The organism is Enterobacter sp. MGH 37 (genome assembly GCF_000534515.1).
Taxonomy (GTDB): Bacteria; Pseudomonadota; Gammaproteobacteria; order Enterobacterales; family Enterobacteriaceae; genus Enterobacter; species Enterobacter kobei.
Genome location: NZ_KI973206.1, coordinates 968,415 through 986,939, shown reverse-complemented (window position 1 = coordinate 986,939; position 18,525 = coordinate 968,415). Strand labels below are relative to the sequence as shown.

The 18,525-nt window shown below is 53.6% G+C and carries 11 protein-coding genes, 2 tRNA genes and 3 rRNA genes; 12 read left to right on the top strand and 4 right to left on the bottom strand.

Going from position 1 to position 18,525, the window contains the following annotated elements:
- Window position 1 precedes the first annotated feature (1 nt).
- Entirely contained in the window at window positions 2–2,191 is a 2,190-nt protein-coding gene (gene fadB / locus L383_RS06520) for a fatty acid oxidation complex subunit alpha FadB (RefSeq protein WP_023331545.1), read from the bottom strand.
- A 190-nt stretch (window positions 2,192–2,381) separates the two neighbouring features.
- Between fadB and pepQ the strand changes: the two genes are divergently transcribed.
- The 12 genes from pepQ (at window position 2,382) to L383_RS06580 (ending at window position 14,921) form a co-directional block, all read left to right on the top strand.
- On the top strand, window positions 2,382–3,713 hold the full coding sequence (pepQ, locus tag L383_RS06525) for a Xaa-Pro dipeptidase (RefSeq protein WP_014885612.1): 1,332 nt from the start codon (window positions 2,382–2,384) through the stop codon (window positions 3,711–3,713).
- Window positions 3,713–4,327: an IMPACT family protein gene (locus tag L383_RS06530; RefSeq protein WP_023331544.1), complete on the top strand. Its 615-nt coding sequence runs from the start codon at window positions 3,713–3,715 to the stop codon at window positions 4,325–4,327. Before pepQ ends, L383_RS06530 begins: the two co-directional genes overlap by 1 nt.
- Before the next feature lie 41 nt (window positions 4,328–4,368).
- Window positions 4,369–5,820, top strand: a complete 1,452-nt coding sequence (gene trkH, locus L383_RS06535; protein WP_013099227.1) for a Trk system potassium transporter TrkH — start codon at window positions 4,369–4,371, stop codon at window positions 5,818–5,820.
- 10 nt (window positions 5,821–5,830) lie between these two features.
- On the top strand, window positions 5,831–6,376 hold the full coding sequence (hemG, locus tag L383_RS06540; protein WP_023331543.1) for a menaquinone-dependent protoporphyrinogen IX dehydrogenase: 546 nt from the start codon (window positions 5,831–5,833) through the stop codon (window positions 6,374–6,376).
- A gap of 352 nt (window positions 6,377–6,728) precedes the next feature.
- Window positions 6,729–8,268: ribosomal RNA gene (locus L383_RS06545) — 16S ribosomal RNA — on the top strand.
- 70 nt (window positions 8,269–8,338) lie between these two features.
- Window positions 8,339–8,415, top strand: a tRNA-Ile gene (locus tag L383_RS06550).
- Window positions 8,416–8,457: 42 nt separating this feature from the next.
- A tRNA-Ala gene (locus L383_RS06555) sits at window positions 8,458–8,533 on the top strand.
- Between the two features lie 180 nt (window positions 8,534–8,713).
- A 23S ribosomal RNA gene (locus L383_RS06560) occupies window positions 8,714–11,619 on the top strand.
- A 65-nt stretch (window positions 11,620–11,684) separates the two neighbouring features.
- A 5S ribosomal RNA gene (gene rrf / locus L383_RS06565) occupies window positions 11,685–11,800 on the top strand.
- The 16S, 23S and 5S rRNA genes sit together here with 2 tRNA genes alongside, the layout of an rRNA operon.
- Before the next feature lie 124 nt (window positions 11,801–11,924).
- Window positions 11,925–12,953, top strand: a complete 1,029-nt coding sequence (murB, locus tag L383_RS06570) for a UDP-N-acetylmuramate dehydrogenase (protein WP_023331542.1) — start codon at window positions 11,925–11,927, stop codon at window positions 12,951–12,953.
- On the top strand, window positions 12,950–13,912 hold the full coding sequence (gene birA / locus L383_RS06575) for a bifunctional biotin--[acetyl-CoA-carboxylase] ligase/biotin operon repressor BirA (protein ID WP_023331541.1): 963 nt from the start codon (window positions 12,950–12,952) through the stop codon (window positions 13,910–13,912). The genes murB and birA overlap by 4 nt, the downstream gene beginning before the upstream one ends.
- A 16-nt stretch (window positions 13,913–13,928) precedes the next feature.
- Complete coding sequence (locus L383_RS06580; protein WP_032629589.1) at window positions 13,929–14,921, top strand: glycosyl hydrolase family 8; 993 nt, start codon at window positions 13,929–13,931, stop codon at window positions 14,919–14,921.
- A gap of 48 nt (window positions 14,922–14,969) precedes the next feature.
- Here L383_RS06580 and bcsG read toward each other — a convergent pair whose 3' ends face one another.
- The 3 genes from bcsG to bcsE are packed head-to-tail and all read right to left on the bottom strand — an operon-like array spanning window position 14,970 to window position 18,395.
- On the bottom strand, window positions 14,970–16,649 hold the full coding sequence (gene bcsG, locus L383_RS06585; protein WP_023331539.1) for a cellulose biosynthesis protein BcsG: 1,680 nt from the start codon (window positions 16,647–16,649) through the stop codon (window positions 14,970–14,972).
- On the bottom strand, window positions 16,642–16,836 hold the full coding sequence (gene bcsF, locus L383_RS06590) for a cellulose biosynthesis protein BcsF (RefSeq protein WP_014885605.1): 195 nt from the start codon (window positions 16,834–16,836) through the stop codon (window positions 16,642–16,644). The genes bcsG and bcsF overlap by 8 nt, the downstream gene beginning before the upstream one ends.
- Window positions 16,833–18,395 (bottom strand): cellulose biosynthesis c-di-GMP-binding protein BcsE, encoded by a 1,563-nt coding sequence (gene bcsE / locus L383_RS06595; RefSeq protein WP_023331538.1) that lies wholly within the window; start codon window positions 18,393–18,395, stop codon window positions 16,833–16,835. Before bcsE ends, bcsF begins: the two co-directional genes overlap by 4 nt.
- Between the last annotated feature and the right edge of the window lie 130 nt (window positions 18,396–18,525).

Genomic DNA, 18,525 nt, shown 5'->3' with positions numbered 1-18,525 from the left:
CTTAAGCCGTTTTCAGCTCGCCAACCGGACGGGCTGGCTCAACTGCTGGGTAATAGGGTTCGTTATGGCGCGCTTTGTTGCGCAGCCCTTCAGGCACTTCATAGAGCGGGCCGAGGTGCTGATACTGCTGAGCCATATCGAGATAGCGGGCGCTGCCGATGGTGTCCAGCCAGCGGAATGCGCCACCGTGGAACGGAGGGAAGCCCAGGCCGTATACCAGCGCCATATCCGCTTCGGCCGGGCTGGCGATAATGCCTTCTTCCAGACAACGCACCACTTCGTTGATCATCGGGATCATCATGCGGGCGATGATCTCATCGTCGGTGAAGTCACGTTTTGACTGGCATACGTCGGCCAGCAGGCCATCCACCGCCGCATCCTCTTCTTTCTTCGGTTTGCCTTTGCTGTCTTCTTTATAGCGCCAGAAGCCCAGGCCGTTTTTCTGACCGAAGCGGTTAGCGTCGAACAGGGCGTCAATCGCGTCGCGATAATCTTTCTGCATGCGCTGCGGGAAGCCCGCCGCCATCACCGCCTGGGCGTGATGGGCGGTATCAATACCGACCACGTCCAGCAGATACGCCGGGCCCATCGGCCAGCCGAACTGTTTTTCCATCACTTTGTCGATTTTGCGGAAGTCTGCCCCGTCGCGCAGCAGCTGGCTGAAACCGGCGAAGTAAGGGAACAGTACGCGGTTGACGAAGAAGCCCGGGCAGTCGTTAACAACGATCGGCGTTTTGCCCATCTTGCTTGCCCACGCCACCACTTTGGCGATGGTTTCGTCAGAGGTTTTTTCCCCTCGGATCACTTCGACCAGCGGCATACGGTGTACCGGGTTGAAGAAGTGCATTCCGCAGAAGTTTTCCGGACGCTTCAGTACGCTCGCCAGTTCGCTAATCGGAATAGTCGAGGTATTAGAGGCCAGTACGGTATCCGGACGAACTTTGTCTTCCGTTTCCGCCAGCACCGCTTTTTTGACTTTCGGGTTCTCTACGACCGCCTCAACGACCACGTCCACACGATCAAAACCGCTGTATTCCAGCACAGGCTGAATGGTGGAGATCACGCCCGCGAGCTTCAGCCCGTCAATTTTGCCGCGCTCTAGCTGTTTATTCAGCAGCTTGGCCGCTTCGGTCATGCCCAGCGTCAGGGATTTTTCGTTAATGTCTTTCATCACTACCGGCACGCCTTTCCAGGCTGACTGGTAGGCGATGCCGCCACCCATAATGCCCGCCCCGAGTACCGCCGCGTGTTTTGGGGTCTCAACGTTTTTGGTCAGCTGTTTAGCTTTGCCTTTCACGAACTGATCGTTCAGGAAGATGCCAACCAGCGCGCGGGCTTCGTTGGTGTGCGCCAGCGGGACGAAGCTCTGATTTTCCAGTTTCAGGGCTTCGTCACGGCCCAGACGGGCGGCCGCTTCAATGGTTTTCACTGCCGTGATCGGCGCCGGGTAGTGTTTACCCGCCGTCTGCATCACCATGCCTTTGGCGATGGTGAAGCTCATGGTGGCTTCTATCTTGCTGAGTTTTAACGGCTCAAGCTTCGGCTGGCGTTTGGCTTTCCAGTCGAGATCGCCATTAATGGCCTGACGCAGAATAGCCAGAGCGCCTTCAACCAGTTTTTCTGGCTTGACCACGCCGTCCACCAGGCCGATTTTCTGCGCCTGTTCCGCGCCGACATCTTTACCGGCTGCGATGATCTCCAGCGCGCTGTCAGCACCCAGCATGCGCGGCATACGGACGGATCCGCCAAAGCCCGGCATGATCCCCAGTTTGGTTTCCGGCAGGCCGATACGCAGATCCGGCGTGGCCAGACGGTAGTCGGTTGCCAGCACGCATTCGCAGCCACCGCCTAATGCGTAACCATTAACGGCGGAAATAGTCGGAACAGGCAGGTCTTCCAGACGGTTAAAGACGCTGTTAGCAAAGTGCAGCCACTGGCTCAACTGTTCTTCAGGCACCTGGAACAGGGAAAGGAATTCGGTGATATCGGCACCGACAATAAAGGCTGCTTTGTTTGAGCGCAGCAGCAGCCCTTTTAATTCAGCTTGTTTTTCAAGTACTTCCAACGCCTGGCCAAGACTGGCCACCGTCGCGGTATCAAGCTTGTTCACTGAGCCGGGGGCATCGAACACCAGTTCGGCAATGCCATCTTCCAGCCAGTTGAGGTACAGGGTGTCGCCTTTGTAGAGCATGTCAGTCTCCTGAATCCAGCAATTGGATCTGGTCATACCAGATGAAACGGAGTGTGGGATTTGTGTTAATAAAATGCAAATTACTCATTAAGAAATTGCTGCATTGATCACGGTCGGTGGAAATCACGCAGCCGGAGTGAGGTGTGCTAAGATGCGATGACTTGAGGTCAAAAAAACGAAAGGAAGAATGATGGACTCACTGGCTTCGCTTTATAAAAATCATATCGTTACCCTACAGGAACGTACCCGCGATGTACTGGCCCGCTTCAAACTGGATGCCCTGCTTATCCATTCCGGCGAGCTGATAAACACATTTCTTGATGACCATGCCTATCCGTTCAAGGTTAACCCGCAGTTTAAAGCCTGGGTGCCTGTTACTCAGGTTCCTAACTGCTGGTTGCTGGTGGATGGCGTGAACAAGCCGAAACTGTGGTTCTACCTGCCGGTCGATTACTGGCACAACGTGGAACCGCTGCCGACCTCTTTCTGGACGGAAGAAATTGATGTGATTGCGCTGCCAAAAGCGGACGGCATTGGCAGCCAGCTACCTGCTGCACGCGGCAATATCGCCTATATTGGCCCGGTTCCGGAGCGTGCATTGGGTCTGGATATTCCCGCGGACAAACTCAACCCGAAAGGGGTGCTCGACTTCCTGCATTACTACCGCGCGTACAAAACCGATTACGAACTTTATTGCATGCGTGAAGCGCAAAAAACGGCGGTGAATGGCCATCGTGCCGCGCACGAGGCGTTCCAGTCCGGCATGAGCGAATTCGATATCAACCAGGCGTACCTGACCGCGACCGGCCACCGTGATACCGACGTGCCATACAGCAATATTGTCGCGCTGAATGAGCATGCTTCTGTTCTTCACTACACCAAACTGGACCATCAGGTTCCGTCGGAAATGCGCAGCTTCCTGCTTGATGCCGGCGCTGAGTACAACGGTTATGCGGCTGACCTGACCCGTACCTGGGCGGCTAATGCTGACACCGATTTCGCGCAGCTGATTAAAGACGTGAACGATGAGCAACTGGCGCTTATTGGTACCATGAAAGCCGGTACCAGCTACGTGGATTATCACGTTCAGTTCCATCAGCGCATCGCGAAGCTGCTGCGTAAGCATCAGATTGTGAAAGACATGAGCGAAGAGGCAATGGTCGAGAACGATCTCACCGGGCCATTCATGCCGCACGGTATTGGTCACCCGCTGGGCCTGCAGGTTCACGACGTCGCTGGCTTTATGCAGGATGATACCGGTACGCATCTTGCGGCACCGTCTAAATATCCTTACCTGCGCTGCACCCGTATTCTTGAGCCGCGTATGGTGTTGACGATTGAACCGGGGATCTACTTTATTGAATCCCTGCTGGCGCCATGGCGTGAAGGTCAGTTCAGCAAACACTTCAACTGGGAAAAAATTGACGCACTGAAACCGTTTGGCGGTATTCGTATCGAAGATAACGTGGTGATTCACGAGAACGGTATCGAGAATATGACGCGAGACCTGAAGCTGGCCTGATGGAAAGCTGGCTGATACCGGCTGAACCGGTCACCTTTGTTGAGGAAATCAAGAAAAGCCGCTTTATTACGCTGCTGGCACACACCGACGGCGTTGAAGCGGCAAAGGCATTTGTTGAGTCTGTCCGGGCTGAGCATCCTGACGCACGTCACCACTGTGTGGCGTGGGTGGCAGGGCCCCCGGACGATTCGCAACAGCTTGGCTTTTCCGATGACGGTGAACCCGCGGGAACCGCCGGTAAACCCATGCTCTCGCAGCTGATGGGCAGCGGCGTGGGTGAAATTACCGCCGTGGTGGTGCGTTACTACGGCGGCATCTTGTTAGGCACGGGCGGGCTGGTGAAAGCCTATGGCGGTGGCGTTCAGCAGGCACTGAATATATTGACGACCACCCGCAAAACGCCGCTCACCGAATATACTCTATTGTGCTATTACGCCCAATTATCCGGCATCGAAGCGTTGCTGAAACAGTTTAATGGCGTTATCGCGCACAGTGACTTTCAGGCGATGGTGCAATTACGCGTGGCGCTTCCTCAGGCGGAGCTGGCTGCTTTTTCAGCAAAACTGGCAGATTTTAGTCGCGGTTCGTTGCAATTACTGCCGATTGAAGAATAATCCCCACCTCACTTTTTTGAATACCAAAGGAAGCGGCAGAGATGCATTTTCGTGCCATAACCCGAATCGTTGGACTGCTGGTCATACTTTTTTCCGGGACGATGATTCTCCCAGGACTGGTGGCGCTTATCTACCGGGACGGCGCGGGGCGGGCATTTACCCAGACCTTTTTTGTCGCACTGGCAATTGGCTCGCTGCTGTGGTGGCCGAATCGTCGTCAGAAAGGTGAGCTGAAATCCCGCGAAGGCTTTCTGATCGTGGTGCTGTTCTGGACGGTGCTGGGGAGCGTGGGTTCGCTGCCCTTTATCTTCTCCGAGCAACCTAACCTGAGCATCACGGATGCCTTTTTTGAATCGTTCTCGGGGTTAACGACCACCGGGGCGACGACGCTGGTGGGTCTGGATTCATTACCCCACGCCATCCTCTTTTATCGCCAGATGCTGCAGTGGTTCGGCGGTATGGGGATCATCGTCCTGGCGGTAGCTATTCTGCCCATTCTGGGCGTCGGTGGGATGCAGTTGTACAGGGCTGAAATGCCCGGGCCGCTGAAAGATAACAAGATGCGCCCGCGTATTGCCGAGACGGCGAAAACCCTGTGGCTGATTTATGTCCTGCTGACGGTGGCCTGTGCGCTGGCGCTCTGGTTTGCCGGGATGCCTGCTTTTGATGCCATCGGACACAGCTTTGCGACAATCGCTATCGGCGGGTTCTCCACCCACGATGCCAGCGTAGGCTACTTCGATAGCCCAACGATCAACACCATCATTGCGATTTTCCTGCTGATTTCTGGCTGTAACTATGGCCTGCACTTCTCTTTACTGAGCGGGCGAAGCCTGAAGGTGTACTGGCGCGACCCTGAGTTCCGCATGTTTATTGGTGTCCAGCTTACGCTGGTCGTCATCTGTACCCTGGTGCTGTGGTTCCATGATGTTTACAACTCCGCGCTGACGACCCTAAACCAGGCGTTCTTCCAGGTGGTATCAATGGCGACGACGGCCGGATTTACCACGGACAGTATTGCGCGCTGGCCGCTGTTCCTGCCGGTACTCCTGCTGTGCTCTGCGTTTATTGGTGGCTGCGCCGGGTCGACGGGCGGTGGCCTGAAGGTGATTCGTATTCTGCTGCTGTTCAAGCAGGGCAACCGTGAGCTGAAACGACTGGTCCACCCGAACGCGGTCTACAGCATTAAACTGGGGAACCGCGCGCTGCCGGAACGTATTCTCGAAGCCGTATGGGGCTTTTTCTCGGCGTATGCGCTGGTCTTTATCGTCAGTATGCTGGCGATCATCGCGACGGGGGTGGATGATTTCTCCGCCTTTGCGTCCGTCGTCGCAACATTGAATAACCTCGGGCCAGGCCTGGGGGTCGTGGCGGATAACTTTGCCAGTATGAACCCGGTCGCGAAATGGATCCTCATTGCCAATATGCTGTTTGGTCGTCTTGAGGTCTTTACGCTGCTGGTGCTCTTCACCCCAACATTCTGGCGCGAATAAGGAGCCGTTGATGAAAACACTGATTCTTTTCTCTACGCGAGACGGACAAACTCGTGAGATTGCCGCGTATCTGGCGTCGGAATTAAAAGAACTGGGTATTTACTCGGATGTGGTGAACCTGAATCGCGCGGAGCAGATCACCTGGCAGGAGTACGATCGCGTGGTGATTGGCGCCTCTATTCGTTACGGGCATTTCCATCCAGCGCTGGTTCGCTTTGTGAAAAAGCACACGGCGGTGCTCAACAAATTGCCCGGCGCGTTTTACTCGGTCAATCTGGTTGCGCGTAAAGCCGAGAAGCGTACGCCGCAGACCAACAGCTATACGCGCAAGTTTTTACTCAGCTCACCGTGGCAGCCAGCCCTGTGCGCGGTTTTTGCTGGTGCGCTGCGTTATCCTCGATACCGTTGGTATGACCGTTTCATGATCCGCCTGATTATGAAAATGACCGGTGGTGAAACCGATACCCGCAAAGAAGTGGTTTATACCGACTGGTCGCAGGTGGCCAGTTTTGCGCGGGAAATCGCACATTTAACGGACGATTCGCGCCTTAAATAAGCGTTAAGTTTGAAAAGTGAGCGAACGAAAAGTTTTTTGTATTTTGTGCTTGTCACTGTGAAATAACTCCCTATAATGCGCCTCCACTGACACGGAACAACGGCACACACGCCGCCGGGTCAGCAGAGAAAAGCAAAATAAACGCTTGACTCTGAAGCGGGAAAGTGTAATATGCACACCCCGCGCCGCAGCGAAAACGAAGCGGCACTGCTCTTTAACAATTTATCAGACAATCTGTGTGGGCACTCAAAGTGACATGGATTCTTAACGTCCTCGGACGAAAAATGAATACCAAGTCTCTGAGTGAACATACGTAATTCATTACGAAGTTTAATTCACGAGCATCAAACTTAAATTGAAGAGTTTGATCATGGCTCAGATTGAACGCTGGCGGCAGGCCTAACACATGCAAGTCGAACGGTAGCACAGAGAGCTTGCTCTCGGGTGACGAGTGGCGGACGGGTGAGTAATGTCTGGGAAACTGCCTGATGGAGGGGGATAACTACTGGAAACGGTAGCTAATACCGCATAACGTCGCAAGACCAAAGAGGGGGACCTTCGGGCCTCTTGCCATCAGATGTGCCCAGATGGGATTAGCTAGTAGGTGGGGTAACGGCTCACCTAGGCGACGATCCCTAGCTGGTCTGAGAGGATGACCAGCCACACTGGAACTGAGACACGGTCCAGACTCCTACGGGAGGCAGCAGTGGGGAATATTGCACAATGGGCGCAAGCCTGATGCAGCCATGCCGCGTGTATGAAGAAGGCCTTCGGGTTGTAAAGTACTTTCAGCGGGGAGGAAGGTGTTGTGGTTAATAACCGCAGCAATTGACGTTACCCGCAGAAGAAGCACCGGCTAACTCCGTGCCAGCAGCCGCGGTAATACGGAGGGTGCAAGCGTTAATCGGAATTACTGGGCGTAAAGCGCACGCAGGCGGTCTGTCAAGTCGGATGTGAAATCCCCGGGCTCAACCTGGGAACTGCATTCGAAACTGGCAGGCTAGAGTCTTGTAGAGGGGGGTAGAATTCCAGGTGTAGCGGTGAAATGCGTAGAGATCTGGAGGAATACCGGTGGCGAAGGCGGCCCCCTGGACAAAGACTGACGCTCAGGTGCGAAAGCGTGGGGAGCAAACAGGATTAGATACCCTGGTAGTCCACGCCGTAAACGATGTCGACTTGGAGGTTGTGCCCTTGAGGCGTGGCTTCCGGAGCTAACGCGTTAAGTCGACCGCCTGGGGAGTACGGCCGCAAGGTTAAAACTCAAATGAATTGACGGGGGCCCGCACAAGCGGTGGAGCATGTGGTTTAATTCGATGCAACGCGAAGAACCTTACCTACTCTTGACATCCAGAGAACTTAGCAGAGATGCTTTGGTGCCTTCGGGAACTCTGAGACAGGTGCTGCATGGCTGTCGTCAGCTCGTGTTGTGAAATGTTGGGTTAAGTCCCGCAACGAGCGCAACCCTTATCCTTTGTTGCCAGCGGTCCGGCCGGGAACTCAAAGGAGACTGCCAGTGATAAACTGGAGGAAGGTGGGGATGACGTCAAGTCATCATGGCCCTTACGAGTAGGGCTACACACGTGCTACAATGGCGCATACAAAGAGAAGCGACCTCGCGAGAGCAAGCGGACCTCATAAAGTGCGTCGTAGTCCGGATTGGAGTCTGCAACTCGACTCCATGAAGTCGGAATCGCTAGTAATCGTAGATCAGAATGCTACGGTGAATACGTTCCCGGGCCTTGTACACACCGCCCGTCACACCATGGGAGTGGGTTGCAAAAGAAGTAGGTAGCTTAACCTTCGGGAGGGCGCTTACCACTTTGTGATTCATGACTGGGGTGAAGTCGTAACAAGGTAACCGTAGGGGAACCTGCGGTTGGATCACCTCCTTACCTTAAAGAACCTGCCTTTGCAGTGCTCACACAGATTGTCTGATGAAAAAACAGCAGTAAAAATCTCTGCAGGCTTGTAGCTCAGGTGGTTAGAGCGCACCCCTGATAAGGGTGAGGTCGGTGGTTCAAGTCCACTCAGGCCTACCAAACTCCTTTTAAAGGATGAGCGGTACAGAGATTACAAACGATGGGGCTATAGCTCAGCTGGGAGAGCGCCTGCTTTGCACGCAGGAGGTCTGCGGTTCGATCCCGCATAGCTCCACCATCTTTTACTGCGAACACAAGAAAACTTCAGAGTGAACCTGAAAAGGTGCACTGCGAAGTTTTGCTCTTTAAAAATCTGGATCAAGCTGAAAATTGAAACGACACACAGTTAATGTGTGTTCGAGTCTCTCAAATTTTCGCAAACCGATGGTGAATCGAAAGAAACATCTTCGGGTTGTGAGGTTAAGCGACTAAGCGTACACGGTGGATGCCCTGGCAGTCAGAGGCGATGAAGGACGTGCTAATCTGCGAAATGCGCCGGCGAGGTGATATGAACCTTTGACCCGGCGATGTCCGAATGGGGAAACCCAGTGTGTTTCGACACACTATCGTTAACTGAATACATAGGTTAACGAGGCGAACCGGGGGAACTGAAACATCTAAGTACCCCGAGGAAAAGAAATCAACCGAGATTCCCCCAGTAGCGGCGAGCGAACGGGGAGCAGCCCGGAGTCTGAATCAGCTTGTGTGTTAGTGGAACGGTCTGGAAAGTCCGACGGTACAGGGTGATAGTCCCGTACACGAAAATGCACAGGTTGTGAACTCGAAGAGTAGGGCGGGACACGTGGTATCCTGTCTGAATATGGGGGGACCATCCTCCAAGGCTAAATACTCCTGACTGACCGATAGTGAACCAGTACCGTGAGGGAAAGGCGAAAAGAACCCCGGCGAGGGGAGTGAAAAAGAACCTGAAACCGTGTACGTACAAGCAGTGGGAGCCTACTTGTTAGGTGACTGCGTACCTTTTGTATAATGGGTCAGCGACTTATATTCTGTAGCAAGGTTAACCGTATAGGGGAGCCGAAGGGAAACCGAGTCTTAACTGGGCGTTAAGTTGCAGGGTATAGACCCGAAACCCGGTGATCTAGCCATGGGCAGGTTGAAGGTTGGGTAACACTAACTGGAGGACCGAACCGACTAATGTTGAAAAATTAGCGGATGACCTGTGGCTGGGGGTGAAAGGCCAATCAAACCGGGAGATAGCTGGTTCTCCCCGAAAGCTATTTAGGTAGCGCCTCGTGAACTCATCTTCGGGGGTAGAGCACTGTTTCGGCTAGGGGGCCATCCCGGCTTACCAACCCGATGCAAACTACGAATACCGAAGAATGTTATCACGGGAGACACACGGCGGGTGCTAACGTCCGTCGTGAAGAGGGAAACAACCCAGACCGCCAGCTAAGGTCCCAAAGTCATGGTTAAGTGGGAAACGATGTGGGAAGGCACAGACAGCCAGGATGTTGGCTTAGAAGCAGCCATCATTTAAAGAAAGCGTAATAGCTCACTGGTCGAGTCGGCCTGCGCGGAAGATGTAACGGGGCTAAACCATGCACCGAAGCTGCGGCAGCGACGCTTATGCGTTGTTGGGTAGGGGAGCGTTCTGTAAGCCGTTGAAGGTGGCCTGTGAGGGTTGCTGGAGGTATCAGAAGTGCGAATGCTGACATAAGTAACGATAAAGCGGGTGAAAAGCCCGCTCGCCGGAAGACCAAGGGTTCCTGTCCAACGTTAATCGGGGCAGGGTGAGTCGACCCCTAAGGCGAGGCCGAAAGGCGTAGTCGATGGGAAACAGGTTAATATTCCTGTACTTGGTGTTACTGCGAAGGGGGGACGGAGAAGGCTATGTTAGCCGGGCGACGGTTGTCCCGGTTTAAGCATGTAGGCGGAGGTTCCAGGTAAATCCGGTACCTTTTTAACGCTGAGGTGTGATGACGAGGCACTACGGTGCTGAAGTAACAAATGCCCTGCTTCCAGGAAAAGCCTCTAAGCATCAGGTAACACGAAATCGTACCCCAAACCGACACAGGTGGTCAGGTAGAGAATACCAAGGCGCTTGAGAGAACTCGGGTGAAGGAACTAGGCAAAATGGTGCCGTAACTTCGGGAGAAGGCACGCTGATATGTAGGTGAAGCCCCTGCGGGTGGAGCTGAAATCAGTCGAAGATACCAGCTGGCTGCAACTGTTTATTAAAAACACAGCACTGTGCAAACACGAAAGTGGACGTATACGGTGTGACGCCTGCCCGGTGCCGGAAGGTTAATTGATGGGGTTAGCGGTAACGCGAAGCTCTTGATCGAAGCCCCGGTAAACGGCGGCCGTAACTATAACGGTCCTAAGGTAGCGAAATTCCTTGTCGGGTAAGTTCCGACCTGCACGAATGGCGTAATGATGGCCAGGCTGTCTCCACCCGAGACTCAGTGAAATTGAACTCGCTGTGAAGATGCAGTGTACCCGCGGCAAGACGGAAAGACCCCGTGAACCTTTACTATAGCTTGACACTGAACACTGGTCCTTGATGTGTAGGATAGGTGGGAGGCTTTGAAGCGTGGACGCCAGTCTGCGTGGAGCCGACCTTGAAATACCACCCTTTAATGGCTGGTGTTCTAACGTAGACCCGTGATCCGGGTTGCGGACAGTGTCTGGTGGGTAGTTTGACTGGGGCGGTCTCCTCCCAAAGAGTAACGGAGGAGCACGAAGGTTAGCTAATCCTGGTCGGACATCAGGAGGTTAGTGCAATGGCATAAGCTAGCTTGACTGCGAGAGTGACGGCTCGAGCAGGTGCGAAAGCAGGTCATAGTGATCCGGTGGTTCTGAATGGAAGGGCCATCGCTCAACGGATAAAAGGTACTCCGGGGATAACAGGCTGATACCGCCCAAGAGTTCATATCGACGGCGGTGTTTGGCACCTCGATGTCGGCTCATCACATCCTGGGGCTGAAGTAGGTCCCAAGGGTATGGCTGTTCGCCATTTAAAGTGGTACGCGAGCTGGGTTTAGAACGTCGTGAGACAGTTCGGTCCCTATCTGCCGTGGGCGCTGGAGAATTGAGGGGGGCTGCTCCTAGTACGAGAGGACCGGAGTGGACGCATCACTGGTGTTCGGGTTGTCATGCCAATGGCACTGCCCGGTAGCTAAATGCGGAAGAGATAAGTGCTGAAAGCATCTAAGCACGAAACTTGCCCCGAGATGAGTTCTCCCTGAGACTTTAAGTCTCCTGAAGGAACGTTGAAGACTACGACGTTGATAGGTCGGGTGTGTAAGCGCAGCGATGCGTTGAGCTAACCGATACTAATGAACCGTGAGGCTTAACCTTACAACGCCGAAGCTGTTTTGGCGTGAGAGAGACGATTTTCAGCCTGATACAGATAACAGAATTTGCCTGGCGGCTTTAGCGCGGTGGTCCCACCTGACCCCATGCCGAACTCAGAAGTGAAACGCCGTAGCGCCGATGGTAGTGTGGGGTCTCCCCATGTGAGAGTAGGGAACTGCCAGGCATCAAATAAGTGAAAAGGCCATCCGTAAGGATGGCCTTTTTGCGTTTCTGCGCTATACAAACTAATCCCCCAACGCCCTGCTTATACGGTAAACTACCTGCGTTTTTGCATCAGGATAGCGTCTATGAACCACTCCCTTAAGCCCTGGAATACCTTTGGTATTCAACGCAATGCTAATCACATTGTCCGTGCCGATACTGCACAGCAGTTGCTGAATGCATGGCAAAGCGCAACCGAAAAAAACGAACCCGTACTGATTCTGGGCGAAGGAAGTAATGTCCTGTTTCTCGACGATTTTGCGGGAACAGTGATCGTTAACCGCATCATGGGAATTGATGTGGAAGAGCGCGCCGATAGCTGGCACTTGCACGTGGGGGCCGGAGAAAACTGGCATCACCTGGTGCAATTTACCCTTGAAAAAGGGATGCCAGGCCTGGAAAACCTTGCGCTTATTCCGGGCTGCGCGGGATCATCACCGATTCAAAACATCGGTGCCTATGGCATCGAGCTGAAACATGTCTGTGAATACGTCGACTGCATCGAACTGGCGACTGGAACGGCTAAGCGTTTAACCGCAGAACAGTGCCGTTTTGGCTACCGTGACAGTATCTTCAAACATGAATATCAGGATCGCTACGTGATTGTCGCCGTGGGCCTGCGCCTGTCGAAGAACTGGCAGCCCGTACTGACCTACGGTGATTTAACGCGTCTCGATCCGGCTACCGCCACCCCCCGCGATGTGTTTGACTCGGTTTGTCATATGCGCATGACCAAGCTTCCCGACCCAAAAGTAAATGGAAATGCCGGAAGTTTCTTCAAAAACCCGGTGATCGACAGCGAAAAGGCAAAGGTCTTCCTTGAAGGATGGCCCGCAGCACCACATTACCCTCAGGCAGATGGCAGCGTGAAGCTGGCTGCGGGATGGCTTATCGATCAATGCCAGCTAAAAGGCACTTCGGTCGGAGGCGCTGCCGTTCATCAGCAGCAGGCTCTGGTACTGATCAATCAACATGATGCGAGCAGTGATGACGTGGTCAAACTGGCTCATTATGTTCGTGAACGTGTGGGTGAAAAGTTTAACGTCTGGCTGGAGCCAGAAGTCCGCTTCATTGGCCGCACAGGTGAAGTGAATGCCGTGGAGACCATCGCGTGAAAGACAATACCATCCCGTTAACCCTGATTAGCATCCTCGCGGATGGGGAGTTTCACTCTGGCGAGCAGCTGGGTGAGCAGCTGGGCATGAGCCGAGCAGGCATTAATAAACATATCCAGACCCTCCGCGACTGGGGTGTCGATGTCTTTACCGTTCCTGGAAAAGGGTACAGCCTGCCGGAACCCATTCAATTGCTGAATGAAGACGTGATTCGTAGCCAGATTGGGCACGGCAATGTTGCGGTGCTGCCGGTGATTGACTCAACGAACCAGTATCTTCTGGATCGTCTGCCTGAACTGAAATCCGGCGATGCCTGCGTTGCAGAGTATCAGCAGGCCGGGCGTGGTCGCCGAGGGCGAAAATGGTTCTCGCCCTTCGGTGCCAACCTTTACCTGTCCATGTACTGGCGACTCGATCAGGGCCCTGCCGCAGCGATTGGCCTGAGTCTGGTCATCGGGATTGTCATGGCAGAGGTGCTACACGATCTGGGCGCCGATCGGGTGCGTGTTAAATGGCCTAACGATCTTTACCTGAACGATCGTAAACTTGCCGGTATTCTGGTCGAACTGACGGGAAAAACGGGCGATGCGGCGCAAATCGTGATTGGCGCGGGCCTCAATATGGTCATGCGTAACGTACAAAACGATGTGGTCAACCAGGCCTGGACGAATCTCCAGGAGGCGGGGATCGTCATCGATCGTAACATCCTTGCCGTGCGTATGATTAAAGAGTTGCGTAGTTCACTGACGCTTTTTGAACAGGAAGGGCTCGCAACGTTCCTGTCTCGTTGGGAAAAACTGGACAACTTCATCAATCGCCCGGTGAAATTACTGATTGGTGATAAAGAGATCTACGGCATTTCCCGCGGGATTGACGCTCAGGGCGCGTTGCTCCTGGAACAGGATGGCGTGATCAAGCCCTGGATGGGCGGTGAAATTTCACTGCGAAGTGCCGAATAACCGAATGGGGTGAATGATGCGAAAACCCGTCTGCGCGACCCTGGTTGTGATGATGAGTTTGCTGTTCTCTCCTCTCTCGCAGGCGAGTCAGGCCTGGGAGAGTTACAAGGCGCGCTTTTTCAAACCGGAAGGCCGCATTGTTGATACCGGCAACGGCGACGTTTCGCATACGGAAGGTCAGGGTTTCGCCATGTTAATGGCGGTGGCTAACGACGATAAAGCCACGTTCGATAAGCTCTGGCAATGGACCAACAGGACACTAAAGAACAACGAAAATGGTCTGTTTTACTGGCGTTATAACCCCGCGGAGTCCAATCCGGTCGCTGATAAAAACAACGCCACAGATGGCGATGTCCTGATTGCATGGGCGTTGTTAAAAGCCGATGCGCGCTGGCATGACAAACGCTACAGCGCCGCATCGGATGCGATTACGAAAGCATTGATTGACCACAACGTAATCCGCTATGCGGGTTACCGCGTGATGCTGCCCGGCGTACAGGGATTTAAGCTTGAGGGTGAAGTGGTCCTTAATCCTTCCTATTTTGTGTTTCCGGCCTGGCAGGCCTTTGCCGGACGCAGTCATTTGCCGGTCTGGCGTGAATTGATAAAGGACGGGAAACGTCTGCTGGGAAAAATGGGATCGGGTAAAGCGAATCTACCGACAGACTGGGTTTCGCTGGCATCCGCGGGCAAGCTGACGCCGGCCAAAGACTGGCCACCGCGAATGAGCTACGATGCGATTCGTATTCCGCTGTACATAGCCTGGTCTGATAAACAAAGCCCGCTGCTGACGCCCTGGAAAGCCTGGTTTGGTCAGTTCCCACGGGAACATACACCCGCCTGGGTTAACGTCACGACCAACGAATACGCGCCCTATATGATGGAAGGCGGTCTGCTGGCGGTCAGGGATTTAACGATGGGTCAGCCATCCGGCGAACCGGAAATCACCTCTAAAGACGACTACTATTCGGCAAGTCTGAAAATGCTGGTATGGATTTCAGCGCAATAATAACGCACTGACAATCCCCTCTCCCTACAGGGGAGAGGGGTAAATCCTTTATTGCGGATACGGTACCCAATCTCCGCCGTTCAGACGAACGTACGGTTTGTTCTGGTACTGAATCACCACAGCATTCGCGTTTTCGGAGACCTCTGCCGTTTGCGGCAGGTTGCTGGTGAGCTGATTCCAGTTCACGCTATCTTCCACAAACAGCTTCCCGTCCACGGCACGGGCAACCAGTTCTGAAATTGCCAGATAGCTGGTTGGCTGTGTAATCTCAATCGGCGCGCCCTGGTGCGGAGCCTTCATACCAAAGAATTTAATGCCCGCAGGCACGTTGGTAATGGACGGGCTTGGAATATCACGCAGACCTGACACCTGCATTCTGTCGCCTTTCAGCGCGCCACCCTGTTCAGGCACGACAACCACCATCACTTTACGGCCTGATTTTTCCAGCTCAGTGAAGAACGCATCCAGCTCGTCGAAGAATTTCTGCGCACGCACTTTATAATCTGCCGTTTTGCTCACGCCCGGGAAGTGGTTACCATCGTGAAGCGGCAGGGTGTTAAAGAACGTCGCACTGCGCGGGTTGCTGTCTTTTTCGATGGTTTGCAGCCAGCGCTGCAGTACGGCTGTATCGTCGTAAACAGGTGAACCGTCGAAGCCGAGCAGAGTAACGGGAAGCCCGGTTTGATCCATCAGCGGTGCCTGCATGCCACCCTGTTCACGCACCTCTTTCAGGAAGTTACCGAACTGGCCGTTATGTCCCAGCATCAGATGCTGCGTAAAGCCCAGCTTCGCGAGGTTATCGAACAGATAACACTGATTCCCTGCCGGCTGGTACAGGTTTTTATGCGATGTCTGACCGCAGCTTGCACGCAGCAGGCGAATCGCTGCCGGGCCGCTGTATGAGGTGGCAGAGTTGAAATCTTTAAACTGGATATCGAAATGAGACCACAGTGGGTGAGACATTAATCCGGCTGCATCCACATCGGCCCAGGAGAGGGAACAGATGTTAATCACCAGCAGCTCAAACGGTTGAGCATCTGCCGGCAGTGCATCCGGGAATTTCGTCTGTCGCTTATCTTCTGCGGTATAGAAGCTGGAAAGCCACGCATTGAGGTTGGTGGAGGTCGGCGGTGCGGTCTGGGTTGGAATATCACCTACCACAGGCGTATCGCCTGCCGTGGTAACAGTAGCCGCTGCGCTTCCACCCGTGGTGGTCACCGTGGTGGTTGGTTGACCGGCAGGCCACAGGGAGAAGTTCGGTCCTGCCAGCGTCAGCACGTTAAGCCAGATCATAATGGCGACAACAAACACCGTGACGCGGATCCACTGCGACAAGAACAGCCAGGCCACCAGCAGGACAAAGATAGCGCCAATCATCTGCCAGTTAATAAAACGCTCAACCAGATCAAGCATGTAGTCTGCACTGAAGCCCGCGACCTGTGACCCCTGGCTCATTATGCTGTCCGGACCCGGTAGCCAGGTATCGTGCCAGAACAGCGCAAAGCCGACGGGGATGGCTACCCAGTGACGTAAACGATGCAGCCTGATATTCGGCAACGGCATCAGCAGGAAGGCCATAAAGACCAGGTTAAGCAGGGGATGGAAATTCAGATAGCCTGCCCAGAGCAAACCAAACTTCACCAGAAAGTAAAAGTTCCAGCCGGAAAGGCCGCGCCAGTATTGCCAGAGCGGCGAGGGTGACGAAGCGGTATAGGTAGAATTAGTCATGTTTTCGGTCTGCCTTGACGTGTGATGCCCGTGTCAGTGTTCCGGCTGGTTTTACATAGCGAGGTTTTATAAACATCACTCTGGCCGTATCACGGATACGACGTATGGAATGGCGCGCATAGTAGCCAAGCGGGAAAAAGATCAGCGCACAGAATACGACCAGTTGAATAATATCGCTGATATTCATGATGGTACGTTCTCCCCATTCTCGGTTAATAAGCGATGGGGTTCCGGAACCCGACGCCAGACATGGCCGTCATGTCTGGCATTGAGAATCGGTTTTGCATCGCTGGTGATCGCCAGCGGTTTAACCCATTGTTCAGGCTGAAGTGCGCGCATCTGCACCAGCTCCGCGCTGATAGCATTATCTTCGAACCAGATCATACGGTTTGAGAAAATATCCCCGGTAGGCAGGGGAAAGATGTGGTTAAGCGCGGTATCAAGATCGTTCACCCGGCAGAAGGACAAAAATAGCACCAGGCGATTGTCGCCAATGGTCATGATGTCCCCTGTACGATTCGGACGACATAAGGTGAGAGCCTGTTCAACGCGGATACCCGGAACAGGACGCAGGGCAACCATCACCCCTTTCCCGTCCGCAGGAAGTAGCGTGTTGCTCATCATATTGCCGACGGCGTCGCAGAAGTTATCCCATTTCTGGTATCCGCGCAGCTTCATCGGCTGCGTCATGGAGAGCAAGGTGGAAATGTCTTCCGGCACATGGCGGCTGAACTGCTGGCCCTGAACGCTTTCGATTAGCGTCAGGCAGCGTGACAGCGGCGCATTCCATGGAACAACCATATTTGCGCCGCAGCCAAGCAGCAGACGCTCATCGGTGGCGCGCAGGCTGGTATTGTTTTCCCGCACCACAATTTTTAATGCGCTGCCGCGCTGGCGACGTAAGGTATGAATTTGTCTCGCCAGCGTCTCAATCTGGTTATTTTGCATCAACGAGAAAACAAGGGTTGCCGCCTGGGTTGTACGAGCTTCATGAAAAAGCGCTTCGTTAGACTCAAACAGCGACCAGTTTTCCGACAGCGCGGGCGCGCCCTCTAAAACCGCAATATGGCTCAGGATGCGTTTTTCATCACTGCGCGGCTGCACAACCGTTTCTTCCTGCTGTGCCAGGTGCCATTTCCCCTCACTCTGTTTCAGGGTCAGCTGTTGCCTGGCGCTCACGCCTTTTTCATTACACCAGAAAGCAATATCGTAGAGATAGCTGCCTACCTGGTCACGCAGACTGGCCAGACCGAACAGGGAGCGATATTCACCCATTAAAAGTGAAAACAACTTGTCATTATTACTGCCGGGATTGACGACCAATAGCGTGCAATTTTGAAATTTTGCCCATTTATTGATTTTTTCCAGCCACGGCAGCAGTTTTTCAGCAGGGATATTTTGCAGGACGTTATTTGCGCATTTAAGAATCACTAAATAGTGATCCGGATCAATGGAGCACTGAACGTCGCGGGACAAAAAGTATAGACTATCCACTTCTGCTGACATGGAAAATAAGCGCACGGTTTGCGGTCCGTCGTCACTTTCCAGCGTGATAATTTTCTTCGGCTCTTCGCCCATGCTAATGACAGCCACGCGGGAATCCTTATCCTGGGCGGCAATTGTCTGGTTTACCAGACTGATGGCATCTTCATTACGGTCGGTATTAATCCACCAGACTCCACCGACTGGCATGTGGCTCAATTCGTCCCATAATGACTGGATGCCAATAGAAAATATGGAGTCCACGGTGTCCCTCTTTTCGTCTAATTTATCTGTATCTCAGTTTACTAGCGAAAGCGTAGAAATAAACCTAACATTGAAATTAAAGAACATCAGATTTAGCATGTAAATGAAATTTGTCAGGGCAGGACGCCCC